Origin of the sequence: Colwellia sp. KU-HH00111 (assembly GCF_040362745.1) — a bacterium.
Taxonomy (GTDB): Bacteria; Pseudomonadota; Gammaproteobacteria; order Enterobacterales; family Alteromonadaceae; genus Colwellia.
The window spans coordinates 144,094-165,607 of the sequence record NZ_BAABWO010000009.1 but is presented as its reverse complement, the minus strand read 5'-3'; the positions used below and the strand labels follow the sequence as shown (position 1 = coordinate 165,607).

Below are 21,514 nucleotides of genomic sequence, written 5' to 3'. Positions count from 1 at the left end.
TTAAAACAGTTGGCTTCCTTCGCTGCGCTCGTTATTATAGCCAACAATTTTAAGCCTGTTATTTAGGCGTTGGTATGACTCCCCACGTCAAGTTAAATACACCGATCCTTGTTCATTAATCTAAGAACCATAATATTCACTTTGTAAATTAAGTGAGTTAACGCATAGAATGAAGCAAGTAATTTCGTCGGTTATCATACTGATATTCGTGGATTATTAACCTGTTGGTTAACAGCGCCTACCTTACTCATTTCGTCGTGGCACCTGTCTTCAGTCTATGTTCGTGGTTCAATAGCCGCTAGGCTATTGCCATCCTAACGCCGTCGGTGGTTGTGCCACACCCGATGCTTGATCCCATGCGCTAACTCAAAACTTTTTCTTAAAAACCTATTCATGCAGGCATCCTTGCTAAACGTAATTTCACATCAACAACAGGCAGTATAACTTCACGTGAGATAGCCCAAATATACGCTATCATTTCTCTAGCAATTGCGGTTACAACGATATTACGATGCTTACCTTTATGCCTCAGACGATTGTATCGACGACATAGCCTTAATTGCGCTTGCCATGCCATATCGATAACTTCTTTGCTTAAACCTTCCTGCCTGAGTAGCATTTCTTTTGAAATATTGGCGTTGTGTTTATACGCGTGTGCACCTTCGACCAGTAGTCGTCTTGCACGGCTATTACCACACTTGGTAATAGCACCTAAGCGGCGTTTTCCGCCACTCGACTGCTCACTTGGCACAAGACCAAGGTAACTCATTAATTTTCTGGGGTGGTCAAAGCGTGTTAAATCACCTAATTCAGCAATAACCCCTGTTGCGACTAATAACCTGACACCACGCATGGCTTGAATGGCTTTAACAACACGATAGTAGCGCCAGTTTTTTACTTGATGTGTTAATTCATTATCCAATCTTTTTAAGCGTTTTAGTCGCTCGGTAATCGTAGAAACAACTTCTTGTAATACAATTTGTTGGCATGGGTGAGGTAATACTAATTCAGCGAGCCACCGCAAATGTTGTAATGACCAATTATCTTTTACTTTGCAGTTAATGTTGTTTCGTAATAGTAATGCTTTGAGTGGGTATTTTGCATCTTTTAAATCTTTCATGGCGGTTTCACGAGCACGTGATAAATCTCGCACGGCTTCATCTTCAGGCTCAGGGACATAAATGGGGGTTAGGTCTTCGGATTTAAGTAATTTAGCGAGTTTGAGCGCATCACGTTTATCAGTTTTAATGCGCTCACCAGGCTTTTTAGGAATAAGGGAAGGTGCAATGACATAACAACAATGATGAAGGCTGGTGAGCAAGCGGTAAATCCAGTAGCCGCAAGGTCCTGCTTCATAAACAAAATGCAGTGTGGCATCAGGATATTTTGATTCCAATTGTCGAGCAAGTTTTTTGAAAGCGGCTTTGTTGCTGAGAATTTTACCTAAATGAATTGCTTTAGCGCCGCGTTGATCTTCAATGTAAGCGATTTCGGTAAATGTTTTGTGAGTATCTAAACCAATGAAAAGTATGTTATGTTTTATCATGCTAGCCTCTGTTTTATATTGTTGACACATATATTATGGCTCTGGTTTGTAAAACTAACCCACGTTCAGAGGCTAGCACCTCGTGGGGAGTCATTGTGTCTATATTTATTGTGGTTTCAAAAAGGATATATGATGAAATGGATTATTTTAATTTTAACTCTTAACTTGACTGGTTGTGTTAATAAAGCATATGAAGAAGATCCTAGAAAGTGTACAGATCCACTCTGCCTTTCAATTGCTGTTGCTATGAGTAAATCTAATAGCCAGTATCAAAAGTGTTCTGATATGCCAGAGACACAAAGAAAGTCTTGTGAAGCGAAAGTAGAGTCTTTAAAAAAACATATTAGTGATGTAAATAAAAAATAAATATAATAAATAAAGGATAGGTTGCGCTTGCCGCAACTTAATCCTGTTGTTGAACAAGCCCGTTGTTGATGTGTACTCTTTATAAGTAAATAAATAAAACTGAGGTGGGTTGTCTCTTTGCGGAACTTTCTAGCGGTTGTTTTCAAGCCGAGTCTGTCTACTATCACCCAGTTTAGTTGAGCAATATCGTCACGTAACTCTTTTTTGTCACTTATTTTTCGCTTATAAATAAAATCCTCACTCAGTGAATATGCTGGGCGCAACAATTCCATTTGCTTAGGCACATCCTTGTTCTAAACCGGGTAACCAATAATCACGCGCTGCGCTCGTCGCATCAGGTATAGGGTCATGTACGCTTTACATTGAGGGCAGCAAACCCCTTGTTTGGGGGCTGGAGCTATGGGCGGCAATACCACGTGAAGCATTAGCTGTAACCGCTTTAATGTACGTTTAGCATTCCCGTGTAAAAACCCATAATTGCGCGCTCGTCGAAACCCTTTAGGCAGTACATGTTGCAGTACGCGCCATAAAAAGGCGGTAGCGTGCTCAGTGATGGTTTTATACTGCTTGGTTTGACTGTATTGGTATTGAAACGTTACTTGGTCGTGGTGTATTGATAAGATATTGTTTTCATTAATCACCCCACGATAAAGATAGCGCGCAAGGTAGGTTAATGCACTGTCACCTTTGCCCACATGATGACAGTCAGCCACCCATGAGGTTGGGGTGTTAGGCGGTAGATAATACCCCGAGTCGCACAACAGTGCGATAAATTTACCACGAAACACCTTGGCCAGGTTATCGGCGTTAAACAGGTACTTGAACAAGGCACTCAAAAGGACAAATAACAGTTGGCTGTTGTTCGTACCTCACACATTTTAGCCAACTATAATTTGCCGCTTAAAACCGCGTTAGTTGCCTTTATTCTGGTGGAAAATTCTGCTTTTGGTGCAAAACTCGCATTATTCTAATCGTTTCAACATCGACCGAATAAGAAACAATCATTGATATTTCTGGAATAATTAGTACTCTTCCACGAAAAATGTCTTTTTTAACACCCATTAGTGGCTGTTCTAGTAAGTTCTCAACTTTAGCTTCAATAATTTGATCAGTTTTTTCTGCTGCACTTGGATTAAAACCAAAAAGAAATTCAAATATTTTTTCACGATCATTTAGTGATTCTTCTTCCCACAATATCATGACTTATTTCTATTGCGGATTTTCTGCTTTCTTGCTTCCATTAATGCTTTCGCTTCATCGTGTACAATAAAATTAGCATTTCCGTTATCAAACTTATCAAATGCTGCATTTATTTGTTCCGATAACCATGCATCATGGCTCATGGCTTTTCGCTGTTCTTCAGCTAAACCTTCTGCAAGTTCTCTGCATGCGTCGCTAAGAGTACGGCCTTGGCTTTCAGCCATTAGCTGCGCTAAACGTTTTGTTTCTTCATCAACTCTAAATTGAATGCGAGTATCCATTATAAGTTACCTTAAATAAGTGGTGTACTCACAAATGTTAGCACCGAGATTAACCCAAGGCAACAAATAATCACGCGCTGCGCTCGTCGCATCAGGTATAGGGTCATGTACGCTTTAATAACTATAGTAACTAATAGAATATAACGGTAAATAAGCTGAAAAATGTAAAGATTTTTTATTGTTAAAAGAAAATAATCCAGCTAGAGTAATTTCATTCAAAAATAATATAAAAACGAGCAATTCAAGAAGCTTGTTGGAAATTCAAAGGATGGTAAATGAAACTTTTAAGCGTATTAGCTCTATTTTTTTCTTTTCAAGTATTTGCATATAGCAAAGATGGTGTTGTTGTACATATTCTTCCAGATGAATTAACTTTATCAAGCAGTTGTGTAGCAAAGGCTGACTTACAGTCTAAAGAGTTTTCAATTATATACGCTTGTAAAGACTCAAAAAATACAATGTATTTTTATAATTTTCGTTTAAATAATGTTGATTTGGTCGCTGATTTTAAGGATATTTCGACTGATTTGGTAGTCAATAAAAGTCAATTTAAGTCTTATACACTTTATGAATTAACGGCTAAAAATTCAGACGAAAAACCAATAAAGTTTGTATCATATTGCACCAAGGAAGTATGCCTCGATTTAGTTAGCGATGATGAATATGAAAAGTCGATTCAAGACTCTATAACGTCACAATTGCGAGGCAATATCGACTAAGCAAAACTAACGAACTCAGCTAGCTTATTTTTAAATCAAAATTAGATATCAAAACGAGTTATTTTAAAGGCTTGTTATATGCACAAGGAGTATCAAGCATTGTTCAATAAATTAATTCCAGTTTCGCTGATCGTTCTGCTATCAGCTTGTAGTGCCACACAACCACCACCATACCAAAAAGATAGAAAAGTTGAAGATAGAGATCAATATAATGGTGCACAAGGTATGGCACAGTATCAAAAAGATCAGAGCTACCTAGTTAGCAAAGCGTTATCCGATAAATGCACAAAAGCTAAAATTGATTTAGCGATTGCAGAAACAGATAAAAATGATATTGAAATTAAAAAACAAAATGCACTTATTAGCAGTACGTGCATATAATACATAAAGGATAGGTTGCACATGAAGCAACTTAATTCTGTCGTTGAGCAAGCCCGTTTTTGAGGTGTATTCTTTATAAATCAGCTAAACAACAAATTAGCTAGATCAAACATATTAACCGTGGTTCAATCCAGGCATCGATAAAAATTCATAGTAATACCATAATGAAGCAAGAGACTTTAGACTAAAAAGAGTGAAGCAATGACGCAGTTATCGGCTTAGTTGTCTTAATTTCTTGCTTGTGATGACGCTAGTGTGAATTATAGGTAAATGCGTGCCACCATCTCAGATAAAGGTAGTTAAAATAGGCGTGCAACTGGCACCAAAGTTTTAGCACCAAGGTCTAATAACACCAAATTATGTTTGTGCTTACACTGAAAATCTGCTGATTAATTATTTTCTAAGTTAATCTGCTTTGCGACCCCAATAGCGTTTATAAAACCAAGCAAGGACGTATATATGCACAATGACGAAAAAGAACAACCTTATGTACTAACTCACATTAAAAACCATGTACTTTGGTTGTCAATGAACCGACCAACACAAAGAAATCCTTTATCATCTACTATGTTGCAAACCTTACATCAGCATATTAAACAAGCTAATGAGAATGATGAAGTCCGTGTAATCGTTATCAAAGGTGAAGGTAAGGTTTTTTCCGCAGGTCATGATTTAAAAGAAATGTCAGGCAAAAAAGCTAATTGTGAGCCAGATAATGAAAAACGCATTAAAGGCATTTTAGATGATTGTACACAATTTATGATGTCGTTAATTCAGTCACCTAAGGCCATTATTGCGTGTGTTCAAGGTACAGCAAGTGCTGCAGGTTGCCAATTAGTATCAATGTGTGATTTAGCTATTGCACAAGATCAGGCATTATTTTGTGCGCCAGGAGTCAACATTGGCACATTTTGTACAACACCACTCGTCGGTATAGGCAGAAACATGCATCGTAAGCATGCAATGGAGTTAGCATTAACCGGTGATTTGTTTTCTGCAGAAGATGCCATGCGTTTTGGCTTGATTAACAAAGTGGTCGGTCAAGAAGTTCTAATCGAAGAAACTGAAAAACTAGCAGAGAAAATTGCAAAAAAATCAGCTGTAGGTATATATTCCGGGAAACTTGCCTATTATCAACAAATTGAAGAATCAATTGAACAAGCTTATCATACAGCCAGTCATGCAATGTTACACGCTATGCTTTCTGAAGAGTGTGAAGAAGGAATTTCAGCATTTTTTGATAGAAGGCCTCCTGTTTGGAAAGGCCTTAAGTGATGAGGAAGCAGATTAACACTAACTATCGCGATACAGAAATGTCTCATATTTTGAAAAACACCGAAACCATCGCATTAATTGGTGCTAGCGCCAAACCTGAACGTGATAGTTATAAGGTCATGGCATATCTTATCGAACAAGGGTACAAAGTATTCCCTGTAAATCCGCAATTAAAAGGGCAAAAAATACAAGGTTGCGAAGTGTATGGTGGTTTAGAAGATATCCCTGTGGCCATTGATATGGTTGATGTTTTTCGTCAATCAAAATATTTATACGATATCGTTGTCGCAGCAAAAAAGAGTCATGTTAAATTTATTTGGGCACAACAAGGTGTTAGTGATACACAGGCTGAATTATTAGCGCTTAAATATAATATCCCCATGATAGTAAATAGCTGCCCTGCAATTGAAATACCTCGTTTAAGGCGTTAACTTAACCATAATAGAAGAAGGTCTTATGTTTCCATTTGAGGTATTAATTACTTATACGCTGGCTTGTTTGTTGTTGGTTATTTCGCCAGGACCTGATAACTTGCTCGCTATAGGGCGAGGTTTGAGCCAAGGTCGATTGGCAGCGGTAATATCAGGAATGTCTTCCGGAGTAGGTATTTTGTTTCATGTTGCTGCAGCAACTGCGGGGCTGACTCTGCTTATTCAAACTTCTGAATTAGCATTTTATGTTGTAAAATTAGTGGGTGCTGCTTACTTAATTTGGTTAGGTATAAAAGTCCTACGTACGAAAAATTTATTAACATTGGAGCCAGCAAAAAAACAGTCTTTTAAAGTTATTTTCTCTACTGGTTTTCTATCAGCTGCGCTTAATCCAAAACCAGGTATGTTTGTGCTAGCTTTTGTACCTCAATTTGTTGATCCAAATTTAGGGCCCGTGACAACCCAAATGATAGGCTATGGCGTTTGGTTTGCTTTATTGACGGCTATTAGTTTTAGTTTAATGGGCGTTTTCTCTTCCAAACTTTCTCAGTGGTTTAGGAAAAAACCTACGTTAGTATCAGGGTTAAATGTTGGGGCAGGTATTACATTTATTTCTTCTGGGCTAGCAGTGGCGTTTATGAAACAGCGATAACCTGTGTGTTAATGAATAAGCATAACTGCCCGTGTTGAGCGACACCAATTCTCGGGTTATACAACCGTTTGCTTGGTATTCCTAAGTAGGGTTATATAAATAACCGTAAAGACTAACCCCCCAATGGCACCCCATAAATGAGCATCAACCGCAACACTTGCTTCGATTAAATCACTTACATCGGTGCTTGCTCCATATACTTGCTCATGCGCTATTTTGAACCAAACGCCAATGAACAATAAAATGCCAGTTTTATCTTTGGCGATAATGTCCATGGTAGCACCAAACACAAAAATACCATGTAAAACGCCTGATAAACCAACATACTGTATTAATGACGGGTTGAAATAAAAAATGCCAACACTCGTGGCAAGTGCACAAAACAGAAATAACGCACAATAGTTTTTAATACTGTAAAAATGGCCATGCAATGCCCACAACATTAAAAGGGCGGCTAAGTTTAATAATAAATGAAAACCATTGGTGTGCAAAAAATGACCTGTTAACAGACGCCAAACTTCTCCTTGAGTAATTAATTGTCTTTGATAAACCAAAAGGTCGGTGATGCTGTTAGCTATGAAATGCTCAACAACAAAAACGACAATTGACAATAAAGTAATCATCAAAATGATTAAGGAATGTTGGCGAGCAATAGGGAAGGCGCTTAATTTCATTTTTTATTATGATAAAGTAATTCGTTAAAAGACAATTAAGTATACAATGTCGTCTCTGTAATTTTAACTTTCTTGGTATTTTTCTTTTATGGCTAGAAATTTGTGCTTACACTGCCAACGACCAACCAACGCTTGTATCTGTGATTTTATTTGTGATATAGATAATACAACCCCTGTGTTAGTGCTACAGCACCCGAATGAAGTGAAGCACAGTAAAGGTACTGTGGCGTTGTTACAGCGCTCGTTAAGCGCTTGTCAGGTGTTCGTGGGTGAAAACTTTTCAGAGCATACTGAACTTAATGAGCTACTCACACATTATCAAGGCCTGTTGCTTTATCCGAGCGAGCAAGCCCAAGTATTGCAACGCCTGCAAGGTCGAAGTGAAAATTTCATCAGCGATTGCGCTGCTCATAAACCTAAATTGTTAATCATACTCGATGGTACGTGGCGTAAAGCTTACCGTATGTTGATGTTGTCGCCAAATATACAAGCACTGACTCAAATATGTTTGCCAGAGCATCTTGCAAATAATGGTCAGTATTTGATACGAAAAGTAGCTAAAAAAAATGCGCTGTCCAGCCTAGAAGCAACCTGTTATGCTCTTGCCTTGCTTGATGGCGAATTGCATGATTCGATTGAAGAAAGTATGCATGAAGGTGATGTTAAAAATCCCGATAAAATTCATTGTGGCCATTATCAAGTGTTACTCGATAAATTTGCACAGTTTAATCATTTTCAGTTATCGTTTAGAAAATAGTTCTAGCCCTTTTAACCATTAATACAATGTGATCCTAATGACCTTGAAAACTCTTTTTACCTTATCCTCGATCTCCGCAATATTGCTAAGTAGTAGCTTGCTCAGTGCTTATGCTAGTACAGACACTAAACGAGAAACCCGAGAGCCTGAAGCCGCTACCGGTATAACGGTTAAAAAAGCTGTGCATGGCTCAAAGTTTATGGTTGCTAGTGCAAACCCCTACGCCAGTGAAGCTGGCTTGGCTATTTTAGCGCAAGGTGGCAGCGCTGTTGATGCAGCAATTGCGGTACAATTAGTATTAACACTGGTTGAGCCGCAATCATCAGGCATTGGTGGGGGTACCTTTATGCTGCACTGGGATAATAAAAATAACAAAATGACCACCTTTGATGGTCGGGAAACAGCGCCATCAGCAGCATCTAGTTCTTTATTTTTAGACCCGAAAGGAAAACCATTGCGCTGGAGAGATACTGTAGTTGGTGGTCGCTCAGTGGGTGTGCCAGGGTTGTTGGCAACATTTAAAAAAGCGCATGACCAATATGGCAAATTGCCTTGGTCTGTTTTGTTTGAGCAAGCTATCACGCTAGCTGAAAATGGCTTTATCGTTTCGCCACGTTTAGAAAAGCTGCTAAGTATGAACTTCAATCCCGGTATTCATTCACTGCCAGAGATTAATCAATATTTTTTCCCTAATGGTAAATCGGTCAAAGCCGGTGATGTGTTAGTCAACAAAAAGCTAGCTAGGGTATACCGCAGTATAGCTAAAAAGGGCATTGACGTTTTTTATCAAGGATGGATTGCTAAAAAAATTGTTGAAAAAGTCCAAGGTGCTAGTATTTCACCGGGGTTGCTTAGCTTAGATGATATGGCTGCATACCAAGCTAAAGAACGCCAAGCAGTTTGTGGTAAATACCGTGATTATAATGTCTGTGGTATGGCGCCGCCAAGCTCTGGTGGGGTCGCGGTTATTCAAATTTTAGCGCAGTTACAACGGTTTGATTTAGCAAAATATCAACCAAACTCTGTAGAGGCATTGCATCTATATACTCAAAGTGCTCGGTTAGCGTTTGCTGACAGAAACCGCTATATAGCAGATGCTGATTTTGTTCCTGTGCCAACCTCTGGGCTTATCGAGCCAAGCTATTTAGCTAAACGGTCGTTATTGATTGATCCGAATAAAGACATGGGTAAAGCGAGTGCGGGTAAACCAACCAAAGCTATAGCGTTAGCCGACGACTCAGCAATTGAACGGCCTTCTACCTCACATTTATCTATTATTGACGGCCAAGGTAATGCGGTATCAATGACCAGCAGTATTGAAAATGGCTTTGGCTCAGCCTTGATGGTTGAAGGTTTTATTCTAAACAATCAATTAACCGATTTTTCTTTAGCGCCCAAGAAAGAGGGTCAATGGGTTGCCAATCGAGTTCAAGCGAATAAACGTCCTCGAAGCTCTATGGCACCTATGATGATTTTTAATCAAGATAACTCATTAAAACTATTGATTGGCTCTCCCGGCGGTAGTCGTATAATTAACTATGTAGCACAAACAATTATAGGGATTCTTGATTGGAAGCTTGATCCTCAAGAAGCGATTAATTTACCAAAAATTACCAATCGTAATCATGGCACTACGCTAGAACGAGGCACCGCAGCTGAAGCACTCAAACCATTATTAGAAGCAAAAGGTCACCAAGTACAAATTCGTGATTTAAATAGTGGCATTCATGCAATTGAAGTAACAACATCAGGATATATTGGCGGCGCAGACCCGCGCAGAGAAGGTATTGTACTAACTAAATAGTCTCGGCAAATAGCTTTGAGAAGTAAACATTCATTGTTTAAAAACAATGAATGTTTACTAGGCTTATCAACTATAATTTATTAAAGCTACCCTCAATATTTTTCGCGGTTTGATGTTGCTATTATCATTTGATTGCGTAACCATTTATTGGCCGGATCTTTGTCTACATTACTATGCCAATACATATGAACATCAAGGCTAGGTAACTCAACGGGCATCTCAAACATCTCGATATCGAGCATTTCACTGTACATCTTAGCGGCTGTTTTCGGTATGGTAAGTATCTTATCGCTACTAATTATCACGCGGCACGCGGCTAATGCATGTTGACATCTTAAAACGATTTTACGATGCAACCCCAATCGAGATAATTCAAAATCTTCTAAACCCGGCCCAGTAGAGCGAGACGAGACTAAAATATGTTCAAGACTAAGGTAGGTGTCTAAATCTAAACCTTGAGCAGTAGCAGGGTGGTTTTTACGGGTCACCACCACAAGTTGATCATGCTCTAGTTGTGTATGACAAATATTATTACTTACCGGCACAAGTGTATCAATGGCTAAATCAATATCACCGCTGGCTAATTTATTCTCTAATTCACTTCGACGAACCCTTCTGCTGCTTTTCAAGCTAATATGTGGTGAGTCTTTTTGTAATTTTTGCATTAGTAGCGGCACATAGGTGGCCTCTAATGAACCGAGTAACGATAAGTTAAAGTGCTTTCTTGACGTCATAGGTTCAAATTGACGTGATTGCACCAAACATACTTGCAATTGATGTAAGGATTCTCGAACGTCTGCAATCACATTTTTAGCCACAGGTGTAGGTCGCATTACATTCCCTTGGCGCACAAATAACTCATCGTCAAAATAAGTGCGTAACTTGCCCAATGAATGACTAACCGCAGGTTGTGATAAATTTAATACAGAAGCTGCTTTCGTTATATTACCCTCGCAATATATTGCGTTGAACACAACAAATAAATTTAAATCAATTTTCATAGATAGCCTAGTCCTCTTTTAGCTTGGGTGTTACATAATGAATAATACACTCAGTGATTATTATTCTATATATGAATAGTGGGTCATTAGAACTATTCATTTGTTTAATTTAGAGACTGAGCTTAGCATAGTCAAGTATCTTCGACAGGTAAGCCTACTTTGTACACAATTATGTAGGTATTTGGCAGCAGCACAATTAAGAAATCATTAAACGACTATTTGATTACGTTTACATTCCTTAGTTAACAAATTTTTTTGTTAAGGTAGAGCAATACAATGGCGGCAATTTATTTAATTCGACATGGACAAGCATCTTTCGGTAGTACTGATTATGATCAGCTATCTGAAAAAGGTCGTGAGCAGGGTGTCATTTTAGGTAAATATTGGCAACCAAATGTCGTGCCGAGCAAATTTTATTCGGGTGATTTATTACGTCATGGCCAAACATTAAAATGTTTTACTCAAGGCTATCAAGGTAAAGACACACCGATGATTATTCATTCAGGCTTTAATGAATTTGACCATATAGATATTCTCACTAATTATAATGCTCAGTGGCAAAATTATGTAAAAATGAGTAAAGAAATCAATCGATTAAAAGAGCCGAATAAAACCTTTCAAAAAGAATTTGCCCAAGCGCTAAATCGTTGGGTATCAGGTGATAACGACCATAATTATAAAGAAAGCTGGCCGCAGTTTAAAACCCGTTGTATTCGTGCATTACAAGATATTATCAGACAAGAATTAGCAAATAGACGGAAATATACGGGTGGTGCAAACCCATTAAAACAACCTCAAGACATTTTAGTTTTTACTTCGGGTGGCACTATTTCGGTGATCGTTCAGCATATTTTAGAATTAAGTGATCAGCAGGCTTTGCAGATTAACCAACAATCAAGAAATACCAGTGTCACTAAGCTGTTATTTTCAGAAAACATGTTAAGTGTCGATTATTTAAATAATTATAGCCACTTAACGCAGGCTGGGGCTGACTGGGTAACGTTTAGATAGCACAAAAGCATCAGATCAAACTGACTAATAAACAAGATAGGAAACAGATATGAGCAACAACACAGACAAATTATTTCAACCATTCTCAGTTAATTCATTAACGTTAAAAAATAAAACCGTAATGGCACCAATGACGCGAGCTTTTTCACCCAATAACGTACCAACAAAAGAGGTCGCTGCTTATTACCGTCGTCGTGCAGAAGGTAATGTCGGTCTTATAATTACCGAAGGTACTTTCATTTCACACAAAGGATCGAATGGTTATGAAAATGTGCCTGCGATTCATGGTGAGGCTGCACTTGCTGGCTGGAAGCACGTCGTTGATGAAGTACATGCCGCTGGTGGCAAAATTGCTCCGCAGTTATGGCATGTAGGCTCAGTAAGAAAGTTAGGGACAGGACCGGATAAAACGATACCAGCATACAGCCCTTCAGGTTTATTCAAACCGGGCGCTCCAAATGGTGTTGCAATGACGCAGGCAGATATAGATGAAGTCATTGCTTCGTTTGCTCAAGCTGCGTTAGACGCTAAAAACGTTGGCTTTGACGCGATAGAAGTTCATGGAGCACATGGATACTTAGTCGATCAATTCTTTTGGGAAGGCACTAACCAACGCGATGATAAATATGGGGGTTCACTAGAAAATCGTACGCGTTTTGGTGTTGAGATTGTTGAAGCAATTCGTGCAGCAGTTGGTAAAGACTTTACAATAATTTTCAGATTTTCTCAGTGGAAACAGCAAGATTACAGCGCTAAGCTATGTCAAACCCCAGAAGAATTATCAATATTTTTGACGTTATTAAGTGATGCCGGTGTGGATGTGTTTCATGCTAGTACACGTCGTTTTTGGCTGCCTGAGTTTGAAGGATCTGACTTAAATCTTGCCGGATGGACCAAAAAGCTCACCAACAAGCCGACGATTACAGTTGGAAATATTGGTTTAGATGCTGACTTTATTGGTGAAGGGAATGCAGACTTATCAGGCACATCTAATCCAACAGGTATAGATGAATTACTTGAGCGATTAAACAAAGATGAATTTGATCTTGTTGCTATCGGTCGTGCGTTGCTAGTAGATGCTGATTGGGTCAATAAAATAAGTGTTAACGCCATAGATGACATTAAACCCTTTAACAAAAAATCATTAATGTCATTAAGCTAACAACAAACACATCAAGTAAGGATCACCCTATGAATTTTGAATATAGCGAAAAAGTCCAGCAGCTTATCCAACAAGTTTCTGAGTTTATGGATACTCATGTTTTCCCAGTAGAGCAAGAGATGCATGATCTAGTAGCACAAAACCCATGGTCAACGCCCCCTTTAATGGACGAATTAAAAGCAAAGGCTAAAGCTGCAGGTTTGTGGAATTTATTTTTGCCCGTTGCCTACGGAAAATATAGTGCTGGTCTAACAAATTTAGAGTATGCCCCATTAGCTGAAATTATGGGTAAAGTTATGTGGGGCCCAGAAGTATTTAACTGTGCAGCTCCTGATACTGGTAATATGGAAGTCTTAGCAAAATACGGCAACGAAGCACAAAAGAAACAATGGTTAGAGCCCTTGTTAGCAGGAAAAATTCGTTCTGCATTTGCAATGACAGAGCCAGAAGTTGCTTCTAGTGATGCGACAAACATTGAATTGCGCATCGAGCGAGACGGCGATGAATATGTTATCAACGGCCGCAAATTTTATATTAGTGGTGCCTGTCGTAAACAATGTGAAATTATGATTGTGATGGGCAAAACTGATCCAGACAATACCAATCGTTATATACAACAATCTCAAGTACTTGTTCCTATGAAGACCCCTGGCGTGACTATAGTTCGTCCAATGAAAGTATTTGGTTATGACGATGCGCCTGAAGGGCATGCGGAAATTACATTTGAAAATGTCCGTGTACCCGTTGAAAATATTATTGTCGCAGAAGGTAAAGGCTTCGAAATCGCCCAAGGCCGATTAGGTCCAGGACGTATTCATCATTGCATGCGCTCAATTGGTGTTGCACAACGTGCTTTAGATCTAATGTGTAAACGTGTTAACGAACGCATTGTGTTTGGACGCCCGATGATCAAACAGCAATCTATCCGTGAAGATATTGCAAAATCTGCCTGTCAAATCGAACAAGCACGGTTGATGACATTAAAGGCGGCGCAAAAAATGGATACTGACGGCAATAAAGCCGCAAAAGATTTGATCGCGATGATCAAAATAGTTGCTCCAAGTATGTCACTCGATGTACTAGATCGTGCTATTCAATGTCATGGCGCTGTTGGTGTCAGTCAAGATACTTTCTTAGCCCATGCTTATGCAGGCCAAAGGACATTGCGATTAGCAGATGGCCCAGATCAAGTACACATGATGCAATTGGGACGTGACTTAGTAAAGCATGCTGTTGCGCGGTAAACTAATTCAATCATGAGTAACCATAAAATGTCAGATGCTTTACCAATGGATATCAATAAATTAACGAATTATTTAGAACAGCAAGTTGAAGGTTTTCAAGGGCCGATAACCCTTGAAAAGTTTTCTGGTGGGCAATCAAATCCAACGTATAAAGTCACCACTCAATCAGGTACTTATGTGCTTCGTAAACAACCCTCTGGACAATTGTTAAAGTCAGCTCATGCAGTTGACCGTGAATATAATGTGCTAAATGCGCTTAAAAATACGCCGGTACCCGTAGCAAAAGTATTTCACTTATGTGAAGACAAGCGCATCATTGGTTCAATGTTCTATTTAATGGAATTTTGCGATGGCACCATTTATTGGCGTTCCGCACTGACAGAAATTGATTCAAATGAACGACGTGCAGCCATGTACGATGCCATGAATAAAGCACTGGTTGCTTTACATAAAGTCGATGTTGATGCGGTTGGTTTAAGTGATTACTCAAAAGGGGGTAACTATTTTGAACGGCAATTAGCGCGTTGGACATCACAATACCAAGTCACTGAATTGCAAAAAATTGCAGCGATGGATCAGTTAGGGCAATGGTTAGATAAAAATGTGCCACAAGACGATGGACGTGTATGTTTAGTTCATGGTGATTATCGTTTAGACAATGTGATGTTTAAAAAAGATGCTCCTGAAATTATTGCTATTTTAGATTGGGAGCTTTCCACCTTAGGTCACCCTTTTGCTGATTTAGCCTACCAGTGTATGGGTCTGCGTATGCCTCAAGGGTTAGGTAGTATTGATGGTTTGAAAGGTGTTGACCGTGCCAGTTTAGGAATCCCTAACGAAGCAGAATATGTTGCAAAGTATTGTCAAAGAATGGGTATTAAACATATTGAAAATTGGACGTTTTATTTGGCTTTTAGTTTCTTTCGTTTAGCTGCCATTGCACAAGGGATAGCAAAACGGGCTAGCCAAGGAAATGCGTCAAATGAAAATGCTAATACCGTTGGCTCGTATGTAGAGCCACTAGCACAAATGGCGTTACAGATTATTGCTGATGATGAATCGTAGTCATCTAAGATGAAAATCGTATTTAAATATTAAAAAAACAAATAATTTTAAGGAGTTACCCCATGGATCCATTATTAGATTTTACTGGCAAAGTTGCTGTTATAACAGGTGCGGCACAGGGCTTTGGTAAATTGTTAGCTGAAGAACTGGCTAGTCGAGGCGCGAAGTTAGTAATCAGCGATATTAAAGAATCAGCCGTTCGTAAAGTCGCTGACGATATTGCGTCAACAGGAGCAGATGTTATTGCATTGAAATGTGATGTATCTAAAAATGTGGAATGCAAAGCCATGGTTGATACTGCCATTGAAAAATTTGGCCGTGTTGATATCGGTGTAAATAATGCGGGTATTGCTCATGACTTTCATGCGCTTCATGAAATAGACGAAACCTTAATGGATAGCCAATTTTCAATCAATGTGAAAGGTGTACAATTTGGCATGCGTCATCAAATTGAGCAAATGCTAAAACAAGAAGGTGGCGCAATACTTAATGTTAGTTCAATGGCAGGACTAGGTGGTGCGGCAAGTGTTGGTGCTTATTCAATGGCGAAACATGCAGTGATCGGCTTAACCAAAACCGGCGCGGTTGAATATGGAAAAAATAACATCAGAATTAATGCCATTTGTCCGTTTTTTACCTTAACGCAAATGGTAACCGATATGGCTGATCAAGGTATGCAAGATAAAATGAGCCGAGGTGTTCCACTGAGACGATTAGGTGAGCCGAAAGAAATTGTTGCTGTGATGCTGATGATGTTATCACCAGGGAATACCTATATGACAGGACAATGTATCGCCATAGATGGTGGTGTTGCTGCGGGTTAATTAATCTTAGATAGAAACTTGTAGTTTTTTAGAAACCAATTAGACGAATAAAAGAGAAACGTATGGCTGTAGCTATGATGAACGATCGTGACCTAGAATTTATGCTTTATGAACTATTTGATAGTGAATCACTTATCAATAGGGCGCGTTATCAAGACCATGATCGCCTCACATTTAATGAAGTAATTAATACGGCCAAAGCTATAGCCGAAAAACATTTTTTACCTATTCGTCAAAAACTCGATACTCATCAACCTACGTTTGATGGAAAAAAAGTACATTTAATTCCTGAGCTTAAACCGGCTATTGACGCTGTTAATGAGTCAGGTATTGGCTCGGCAACGGCAGACTATGACTTAGACGGTATGCAATTACCGCCTATTATTGCGAGCGCAGCAGGCGCATACCTCAGCGTGGCAGGTGGGGTAGGTCTAGGTTACAACATGTTAACGACTGCAAATGCTAATTTATTAGAAGCTCATGCTAGTGATGAGATAATCGAAACATGGGTAAAACCGATGCGTGCAGGTCGGTTTATGGGCACCATGGCCATGACTGAACCAAGTAGTGGCTCTGGTTTGGGTGATTTAACCACTAAAGCGGTAAAAGCAGAAGATGGCAGTTATCGCATTTCAGGTAATAAAATATTTATCTCGGGCGGTGATCACGATCTAAGTGAAAACATTGTTCATTTGGTGCTAGCACGTTTAGAAGGGGCACCCAAAGGCGTTAAAGGTATTTCGTTGTTTGTAGTACCAAAATTTTTACTCAATGATGACGGAACCGTGGGTGCGGATAATGAAGTTGCACTTGCCGGGTTATTTCACAAAATGGGCGGCCGAGCACAAACCTCAACAGCCTTGAGTTTTGGTGAGAAAAACGGCTCTGTTGGCTACCTAGTTGGCAAAGAACATTGTGGCTTAAAATATATGTTCCACATGATGAATGAAGCACGTATTATGGTAGGGACTAGCGGGGCTGTGCTAGCGGTTGCCGGCTATCAATATTCACTCGATTATGCTAAAAATCGTCCTCAAGGTCGTTTGCCTTCTTGTAAAGATCCACTTTCTTCTATGGTCAATATTATCGAACATGCTGATGTTCGCCGTATGTTGTTAGCACAAAAAGCATATGCTGAAGGCGCACTGGCGTTGGTACTTTACGGTACACAACTCAGTGATGATGAGAAAACAGCTGAAACAAAAGAGCAGCGTGAAACCGCACAGGTATTATTAGATTTTTTAACGCCGATTATTAAAACATGGCCGTCTGAATATGGGCCTAAAGCTAATTCATATGCTATTCAAGTCATGGGTGGTCATGGCTATATTAATGAACACCCTGTTGAAATGTTCTATCGTGACAATCGTTTAAACCCAATACATGAAGGAACGACGGGCATTCAATCACTTGATCTGATCACCCGTAAAGTGCCGATGAATAATGGTAAAGGTTACAGCGCCACTATCAATGAAATACTCAAAACAATCGAAGTGGCTAAACAATATCAAAGCTTAAGTGAATTTGTTGATCAATTAGCTGAAGCAGTAGCAACATTACAATTAACAACACAAGCAGTTTTAACGGCAATGTCGACTAAAAATATCGATTTAGCCTTGGCTAACTCAGTGAAGTATTTGGAGTTATTCGGCCATGTTATTATTGCGTGGTTATGGTTAAAGCAAGGTATCGTAGCAACAAAAGCATTAACAGATCAGCCCCATGAAGCCGATGAATTCTTTTACCGTGGTAAACTGCAAGCATTGCAATATTTCTATCGATTTGAACTACCTCATATTAATGTTTGGTCAAAAGTGCTAACCAGTGGTGATAGCACCAGTTTTGATATGCAAGCACAGTGGTTTTAATCTCCTGATTGATCTGCGTATTGTCTGACTGAAATCCAACCTAGATAAGCTATTGCATGTACAAATGTAGGGGGTAATTTATTGCCCCTTTTCCACGTTTGAATTATCGGACTGAAATCCAACCAGATAAGATATTGCATGTTTAAATGTAGGGGGTAATTTATTGGCCCTTTTCCACGTTTGAATTATCGGACTGAAATCCAACCTAGATAAGCTATTGCATGTACAATTGTAGGGGGTAATTTATTGCCCCTTGTCTTGATTTTTAAATTAGCTTTAATCGCTAAGCCATATCGCTTTCCTCGATGATATTGATTCCACCTGTTTAATAAAGAGTACTAAATAAGTTGTCGCTAGTGATTACTATTCCTTTGTCGAATAAATAGGTATTAAAACTATTCATTTGTTTTATTGTAAAGGTCAGCTTAGCATGGCTTATCGACAAAATTTATTCGTACTACTAATGTGCAAAACAATAATAAAAGAGGAAATAATGGCTAAAATAATTAATAGCAATAATATTGCTGATTATGTCGGTTTTCAAGCAAAGCCAACACCATGGCATAAGATCACTCAAGCGCAAATTAATCAATTCGCCGACTGCACCCTTGATCATCAGTTCATTCATGTTGATGAAGAAAAAGCGAAAGCTACTCCCTTTGGTTCAACCATCGCCCATGGGTTTTTATCTTTGTCGATGTTGTCACACTTTGCTGAAGACTTTAGTGTCATTATAGATGGCTTTTATATGGGGCTTAATGCCGGATTCGATAAAATTAGATTTTTACAGCCAGTAACCGTCAATAGCCGTATAAGAGCACATGCGAAAATACTCGCCATTGAAGAGAAAAAGCCAGGTCAGTTCCGTTTATGTACTGAAGTAACTATTGAAATTGAAGGCTGTGATACGCCAGCGTTAGTCGCTGAGTGGGTGTCAGTTCAAATGGTCAAATAGAAAATTAAATAATTAATGCAATGAAGGAAATAAATATGACAATCAATTTTGAAGGTAAGGTTGCTATTGTAACTGGTGCTGGCAATGGTTTGGGTCGTTCACATGCCTTAGAATTAGCAAGACGAGGCGCAAAAGTTGTGGTTAATGATTTAGGTGGTGCGCGTGATGGTAGCGGTGCATCAAGTGAAGCATCACAAGAAGTGGTTGGTTTAATTGAAGCAATGGGCGGTGAGGCAATAAGCCATGGCGCGAATGTAGCAAATTTTGATGAAGTTCAAGACATGGTTCAGCAAACTATGGATAAATGGGGACGCGTCGATATTCTGATTAATAACGCAGGTATTTTGCGTGATAAATCATTCTCAAAAATGTCCATTGATGATTTTAAGTTAGTGTTGGATGTTCACGTAATGGGCTCTGTTAATTGTACCAAAGCGGTTTGGGATATCATGCGTGAGCAAAACTACGGCCGTATTGTTATGACAACCTCTTCCAGTGGTATGTATGGTAATTTTGGTCAGTCAAACTATGGCGCTGCTAAAATGGCGGTACTAGGATTAATGAATACTTTGGTACTTGAAGGTGCTAAAAATAATGTTTTTGTGAATGCACTTGCCCCTACAGCAGGGACACGCATGACAGAAGATTTAATGCCAGAAGAAATCATAAAAGCATTTTCTCCAGAAGCGGTAACCGCAGGTATGCTCACCTTATGTGATGAGAATGCGCCCAATCGGTTCATTTTATGCGCCGGTGCAGGGGGATATTCTAGTGCTAACATTTTTGAGACAGAAGGTTGCTTTATTCCTCAGCCATCACAAAATCCAGAAACCGTACGTGAACATTGGGACACATTAACTGCTCAAGATAATCAAGCAACTATGTCATCTGGGTCAAAACAAGGTGAAAAATTTGTTATGAAAGCCATGGCTTTTATGAAATCGCAGCAAAAATAATCGTTATACCGTCAATAATAACTATAGTTAACGCATTGAAAATTAGGAATTATCATGAGAGAAGCCGTAATAGTATCAGCCGCCCGTACCCCCATTGGTAAAGCATATCGAGGGGCATTTAATGACTTGTCAGCGCCAACGTTAGCAGCGGTTGCTGTAAAAACAGCCTTAGAGCGTGCCGGTATTGATGTCAACGAAATTGAAGATTGTATTTTTGGTGCCGCACTTACACAAGGCAACCAAGGCATGAACTTTGGCCGTCAAGTAGCAATGGCGGCACAGTTGCCCGTGTCAGTACCCGGCATGACCATTGATCGGCAATGTTCATCTGGGCTAATGTCTATTGTGAGTGCTGCCAATCATATTGTTTGTGATGGTGCAAAAGTTGTTGTAGCGGGTGGTTGTGATTCAATAAGCTTAGTACAAAACGAGCATATGAATATGCACAGAGCTGTTGACCCAAGTGTCAAAGCATACCGTCCTGCAACCTATATGCCGATGCTTGATACTGCTGAGATAGTTGCTAATCGTTATGAAATTTCACGCGAAGCGCAAGATGCTTACGCATTAAAATCTCAGCAACGTACTGCAGCAGCACAAGCTGCGGGTAAATTTGATGATGAAATTGTGCCTGTGACTTGTACTAAGCTAGTGATGGACAAAGCAACAGGTGAAATAAATAAAGAACAAGTCACCTTAACTCAAGATGAAGGTAATCGTCCATCAACAAATTTAGCAGGTTTAGCGGGCTTAAAAGCTGTAAAAGATAATGGCTCAATTACCGGTGGTAACGCGTCACAATTATCTGATGGTGCGGCAGCCGTTGTGGTTATGGAGCGTGCCCTTGCAGAGCAACGCGGTTTATCTCCTTTAGGCGTATATCGTGGTATGGTAGTTGCGGGTTGTGAACCTGATGAAATGGGTATTGGTCCAATCTACGCTATCCCAAAATTACTTGAGCGAAACGGTTTAACAATTGACGATATCGGCTTATGGGAAATCAATGAAGCTTTTGCTGTACAAGTACTTTATTGTGCTGAAAAACTTGGTATTCCAGAAGATCGCTTAAATGTAAATGGTGGCGCTATTTCAATTGGTCACCCTTACGGTATGAGTGGTACCCGTATGGTGATGCATGCGTTAATTGAAGGTAAGCGCCGTGGTGTTAAATATGTTGTGATCAGCATGTGTATTGGTGGTGGTCAGGGTGCGGCAGGCTTATTTGAAGTAATGTAATTCTGAATGTTTGATTAAATAAAAACTATAAAAACTATAAAAATGTAAAAGTGTAAAGCACAAGGCTATTAGTTTTTGCTTTACCATTAAAATAGAGGAAAGTATC

At 39.3% G+C, this 21,514-nt stretch carries 22 protein-coding genes and 1 pseudogene; 17 read left to right on the top strand and 6 right to left on the bottom strand.

Translation table 11 applies throughout. The features are described from left to right. Window positions 1–391 precede the first annotated feature (391 nt). A complete protein-coding gene (locus ABXG98_RS16050) occupies window positions 392–1,546 on the bottom strand; it encodes an IS110 family RNA-guided transposase (protein ID WP_353539703.1) in 1,155 nt (384 codons plus the stop codon). A 132-nt stretch (window positions 1,547–1,678) separates the two neighbouring features. Between ABXG98_RS16050 and ABXG98_RS16045 the strand changes: the two genes are divergently transcribed. Beyond that, window positions 1,679–1,912 (top strand): hypothetical protein, encoded by a 234-nt coding sequence (locus ABXG98_RS16045; protein ID WP_353539702.1) that lies wholly within the window; start codon window positions 1,679–1,681, stop codon window positions 1,910–1,912. Between the two features lie 293 nt (window positions 1,913–2,205). Here the strand turns inward: ABXG98_RS16045 and ABXG98_RS16040 are convergent. The 3 genes and pseudogenes from ABXG98_RS16040 to ABXG98_RS16030 all read right to left on the bottom strand — a co-directional run. Further along, a pseudogene (locus ABXG98_RS16040) lies at window positions 2,206–2,733 on the bottom strand (IS91 family transposase); the annotation flags it as partial. A gap of 100 nt (window positions 2,734–2,833) precedes the next feature. Continuing rightward, window positions 2,834–3,112, bottom strand: coding sequence for a type II toxin-antitoxin system RelE/ParE family toxin (locus ABXG98_RS16035; RefSeq protein ID WP_353539700.1), 279 nt, complete (start codon window positions 3,110–3,112; stop codon window positions 2,834–2,836). After that, on the bottom strand, window positions 3,109–3,393 hold the full coding sequence (locus ABXG98_RS16030; protein WP_353539699.1) for a type II toxin-antitoxin system TacA family antitoxin: 285 nt from the start codon (window positions 3,391–3,393) through the stop codon (window positions 3,109–3,111). The genes ABXG98_RS16035 and ABXG98_RS16030 overlap by 4 nt, the downstream gene beginning before the upstream one ends. 275 nt (window positions 3,394–3,668) lie before the next feature. Here ABXG98_RS16030 and ABXG98_RS16025 point away from each other — a divergent pair, with 275 nt between their 5' ends. The 5 genes from ABXG98_RS16025 to ABXG98_RS16005 all read left to right on the top strand — a co-directional run bounded on the left by ABXG98_RS16025 (window position 3,669) and on the right by ABXG98_RS16005 (window position 6,851). Continuing rightward, entirely contained in the window at window positions 3,669–4,112 is a 444-nt protein-coding gene (locus ABXG98_RS16025; protein WP_353539698.1) for a hypothetical protein, read from the top strand. A 99-nt stretch (window positions 4,113–4,211) separates the two neighbouring features. Continuing rightward, the gene (locus ABXG98_RS16020) at window positions 4,212–4,493 is read left to right on the top strand and encodes a hypothetical protein (protein WP_353539697.1); all 282 of its coding nucleotides are present in this window, start codon (window positions 4,212–4,214) and stop codon (window positions 4,491–4,493) included. Between the two features lie 459 nt (window positions 4,494–4,952). After that, window positions 4,953–5,768, top strand: a complete 816-nt coding sequence (locus ABXG98_RS16015; RefSeq protein WP_353539696.1) for an enoyl-CoA hydratase — start codon at window positions 4,953–4,955, stop codon at window positions 5,766–5,768. Continuing rightward, window positions 5,768–6,199 carry a CoA-binding protein gene (locus tag ABXG98_RS16010; protein ID WP_353539695.1) on the top strand — a complete coding sequence of 144 codons (432 nt, stop codon included), beginning with the start codon at window positions 5,768–5,770 and terminating at the stop codon, window positions 6,197–6,199. The genes ABXG98_RS16015 and ABXG98_RS16010 overlap by 1 nt, the downstream gene beginning before the upstream one ends. A 25-nt stretch (window positions 6,200–6,224) precedes the next feature. Continuing rightward, entirely contained in the window at window positions 6,225–6,851 is a 627-nt protein-coding gene (locus ABXG98_RS16005) for a LysE family translocator (RefSeq protein WP_353539694.1), read from the top strand. Between the two features lie 56 nt (window positions 6,852–6,907). On the opposite strand, the gene rrtA is transcribed toward ABXG98_RS16005, so the two are convergent. Beyond that, entirely contained in the window at window positions 6,908–7,525 is a 618-nt protein-coding gene (gene rrtA / locus ABXG98_RS16000; RefSeq protein WP_353539693.1) for a rhombosortase, read from the bottom strand. 88 nt (window positions 7,526–7,613) lie between these two features. Between rrtA and ABXG98_RS15995 the strand changes: the two genes are divergently transcribed. Together ABXG98_RS15995 and ggt are read left to right on the top strand one after the other, a co-directional pair. Then, entirely contained in the window at window positions 7,614–8,282 is a 669-nt protein-coding gene (locus ABXG98_RS15995; protein WP_353539692.1) for a tRNA-uridine aminocarboxypropyltransferase, read from the top strand. Window positions 8,283–8,319: 37 nt separating this feature from the next. Continuing rightward, complete coding sequence (gene ggt, locus ABXG98_RS15990; RefSeq protein WP_353539691.1) at window positions 8,320–10,086, top strand: gamma-glutamyltransferase; 1,767 nt, start codon at window positions 8,320–8,322, stop codon at window positions 10,084–10,086. Window positions 10,087–10,178: 92 nt separating this feature from the next. Here the strand turns inward: ggt and ABXG98_RS15985 are convergent, their stop codons facing one another. After that, window positions 10,179–11,087 (bottom strand): LysR family transcriptional regulator, encoded by a 909-nt coding sequence (locus tag ABXG98_RS15985; RefSeq protein WP_353539690.1) that lies wholly within the window; start codon window positions 11,085–11,087, stop codon window positions 10,179–10,181. A gap of 276 nt (window positions 11,088–11,363) precedes the next feature. Between ABXG98_RS15985 and ABXG98_RS15980 the strand changes: the two genes are divergently transcribed. The 9 genes from ABXG98_RS15980 to ABXG98_RS15940 all read left to right on the top strand — a co-directional run bounded on the left by ABXG98_RS15980 (window position 11,364) and on the right by ABXG98_RS15940 (window position 21,408). Further along, a complete protein-coding gene (locus tag ABXG98_RS15980) occupies window positions 11,364–12,098 on the top strand; it encodes a histidine phosphatase family protein (protein WP_353539689.1) in 735 nt (244 codons plus the stop codon). Window positions 12,099–12,147: 49 nt separating this feature from the next. Continuing rightward, the gene (locus tag ABXG98_RS15975) at window positions 12,148–13,260 is read left to right on the top strand and encodes an NADH:flavin oxidoreductase (protein WP_353539688.1); all 1,113 of its coding nucleotides are present in this window, start codon (window positions 12,148–12,150) and stop codon (window positions 13,258–13,260) included. Window positions 13,261–13,289: 29 nt separating this feature from the next. Further along, a complete protein-coding gene (locus tag ABXG98_RS15970; RefSeq protein ID WP_353539687.1) occupies window positions 13,290–14,504 on the top strand; it encodes an acyl-CoA dehydrogenase family protein in 1,215 nt (404 codons plus the stop codon). 12 nt (window positions 14,505–14,516) lie between these two features. Continuing rightward, window positions 14,517–15,569, top strand: a complete 1,053-nt coding sequence (locus tag ABXG98_RS15965) for a phosphotransferase family protein (protein ID WP_353539686.1) — start codon at window positions 14,517–14,519, stop codon at window positions 15,567–15,569. 62 nt (window positions 15,570–15,631) lie between these two features. Next, complete coding sequence (locus ABXG98_RS15960) at window positions 15,632–16,393, top strand: SDR family NAD(P)-dependent oxidoreductase (protein WP_353539685.1); 762 nt, start codon at window positions 15,632–15,634, stop codon at window positions 16,391–16,393. Window positions 16,394–16,455: 62 nt separating this feature from the next. Then, window positions 16,456–18,261, top strand: a complete 1,806-nt coding sequence (locus ABXG98_RS15955) for an acyl-CoA dehydrogenase (protein WP_353539684.1) — start codon at window positions 16,456–16,458, stop codon at window positions 18,259–18,261. A gap of 493 nt (window positions 18,262–18,754) precedes the next feature. Next, window positions 18,755–19,216: a MaoC family dehydratase gene (locus ABXG98_RS15950; RefSeq protein ID WP_353539683.1), complete on the top strand. Its 462-nt coding sequence runs from the start codon at window positions 18,755–18,757 to the stop codon at window positions 19,214–19,216. A gap of 35 nt (window positions 19,217–19,251) precedes the next feature. Further along, window positions 19,252–20,172, top strand: a complete 921-nt coding sequence (locus ABXG98_RS15945; RefSeq protein WP_353539682.1) for an SDR family NAD(P)-dependent oxidoreductase — start codon at window positions 19,252–19,254, stop codon at window positions 20,170–20,172. A 54-nt stretch (window positions 20,173–20,226) separates the two neighbouring features. Beyond that, window positions 20,227–21,408, top strand: a complete 1,182-nt coding sequence (locus ABXG98_RS15940) for an acetyl-CoA C-acyltransferase (protein ID WP_353539681.1) — start codon at window positions 20,227–20,229, stop codon at window positions 21,406–21,408. Window positions 21,409–21,514 lie beyond the last annotated feature (106 nt).

What these genes read in the sequence shown, in the direction of transcription:
- ABXG98_RS16050 (WP_353539703.1), bottom strand. Translation starts at nt 1,546, where the DNA reads ATGATAAAACATAACATACTTTTCATTGGTTTAGATACTCACAAAACA.
- ABXG98_RS16045 (WP_353539702.1), top strand. Translation starts at nt 1,679, where the DNA reads ATGAAATGGATTATTTTAATTTTAACTCTTAACTTGACTGGTTGTGTT.
- ABXG98_RS16035 (WP_353539700.1), bottom strand. Translation starts at nt 3,112, where the DNA reads ATGATATTGTGGGAAGAAGAATCACTAAATGATCGTGAAAAAATATTT.
- ABXG98_RS16030 (WP_353539699.1), bottom strand. Translation starts at nt 3,393, where the DNA reads ATGGATACTCGCATTCAATTTAGAGTTGATGAAGAAACAAAACGTTTA.
- ABXG98_RS16025 (WP_353539698.1), top strand. Translation starts at nt 3,669, where the DNA reads ATGAAACTTTTAAGCGTATTAGCTCTATTTTTTTCTTTTCAAGTATTT.
- ABXG98_RS16015 (WP_353539696.1), top strand. Translation starts at nt 4,953, where the DNA reads ATGCACAATGACGAAAAAGAACAACCTTATGTACTAACTCACATTAAA.
- ABXG98_RS16010 (WP_353539695.1), top strand. Translation starts at nt 5,768, where the DNA reads ATGAGGAAGCAGATTAACACTAACTATCGCGATACAGAAATGTCTCAT.
- ABXG98_RS16005 (WP_353539694.1), top strand. Translation starts at nt 6,225, where the DNA reads ATGTTTCCATTTGAGGTATTAATTACTTATACGCTGGCTTGTTTGTTG.
- rrtA (WP_353539693.1), bottom strand. Translation starts at nt 7,525, where the DNA reads ATGAAATTAAGCGCCTTCCCTATTGCTCGCCAACATTCCTTAATCATT.
- ABXG98_RS15995 (WP_353539692.1), top strand. Translation starts at nt 7,614, where the DNA reads ATGGCTAGAAATTTGTGCTTACACTGCCAACGACCAACCAACGCTTGT.
- ggt (WP_353539691.1), top strand. Translation starts at nt 8,320, where the DNA reads ATGACCTTGAAAACTCTTTTTACCTTATCCTCGATCTCCGCAATATTG.
- ABXG98_RS15985 (WP_353539690.1), bottom strand. Translation starts at nt 11,087, where the DNA reads ATGAAAATTGATTTAAATTTATTTGTTGTGTTCAACGCAATATATTGC.
- ABXG98_RS15980 (WP_353539689.1), top strand. Translation starts at nt 11,364, where the DNA reads ATGGCGGCAATTTATTTAATTCGACATGGACAAGCATCTTTCGGTAGT.
- ABXG98_RS15975 (WP_353539688.1), top strand. Translation starts at nt 12,148, where the DNA reads ATGAGCAACAACACAGACAAATTATTTCAACCATTCTCAGTTAATTCA.
- ABXG98_RS15970 (WP_353539687.1), top strand. Translation starts at nt 13,290, where the DNA reads ATGAATTTTGAATATAGCGAAAAAGTCCAGCAGCTTATCCAACAAGTT.
- ABXG98_RS15965 (WP_353539686.1), top strand. Translation starts at nt 14,517, where the DNA reads ATGAGTAACCATAAAATGTCAGATGCTTTACCAATGGATATCAATAAA.
- ABXG98_RS15960 (WP_353539685.1), top strand. Translation starts at nt 15,632, where the DNA reads ATGGATCCATTATTAGATTTTACTGGCAAAGTTGCTGTTATAACAGGT.
- ABXG98_RS15955 (WP_353539684.1), top strand. Translation starts at nt 16,456, where the DNA reads ATGGCTGTAGCTATGATGAACGATCGTGACCTAGAATTTATGCTTTAT.
- ABXG98_RS15950 (WP_353539683.1), top strand. Translation starts at nt 18,755, where the DNA reads ATGGCTAAAATAATTAATAGCAATAATATTGCTGATTATGTCGGTTTT.
- ABXG98_RS15945 (WP_353539682.1), top strand. Translation starts at nt 19,252, where the DNA reads ATGACAATCAATTTTGAAGGTAAGGTTGCTATTGTAACTGGTGCTGGC.
- ABXG98_RS15940 (WP_353539681.1), top strand. Translation starts at nt 20,227, where the DNA reads ATGAGAGAAGCCGTAATAGTATCAGCCGCCCGTACCCCCATTGGTAAA.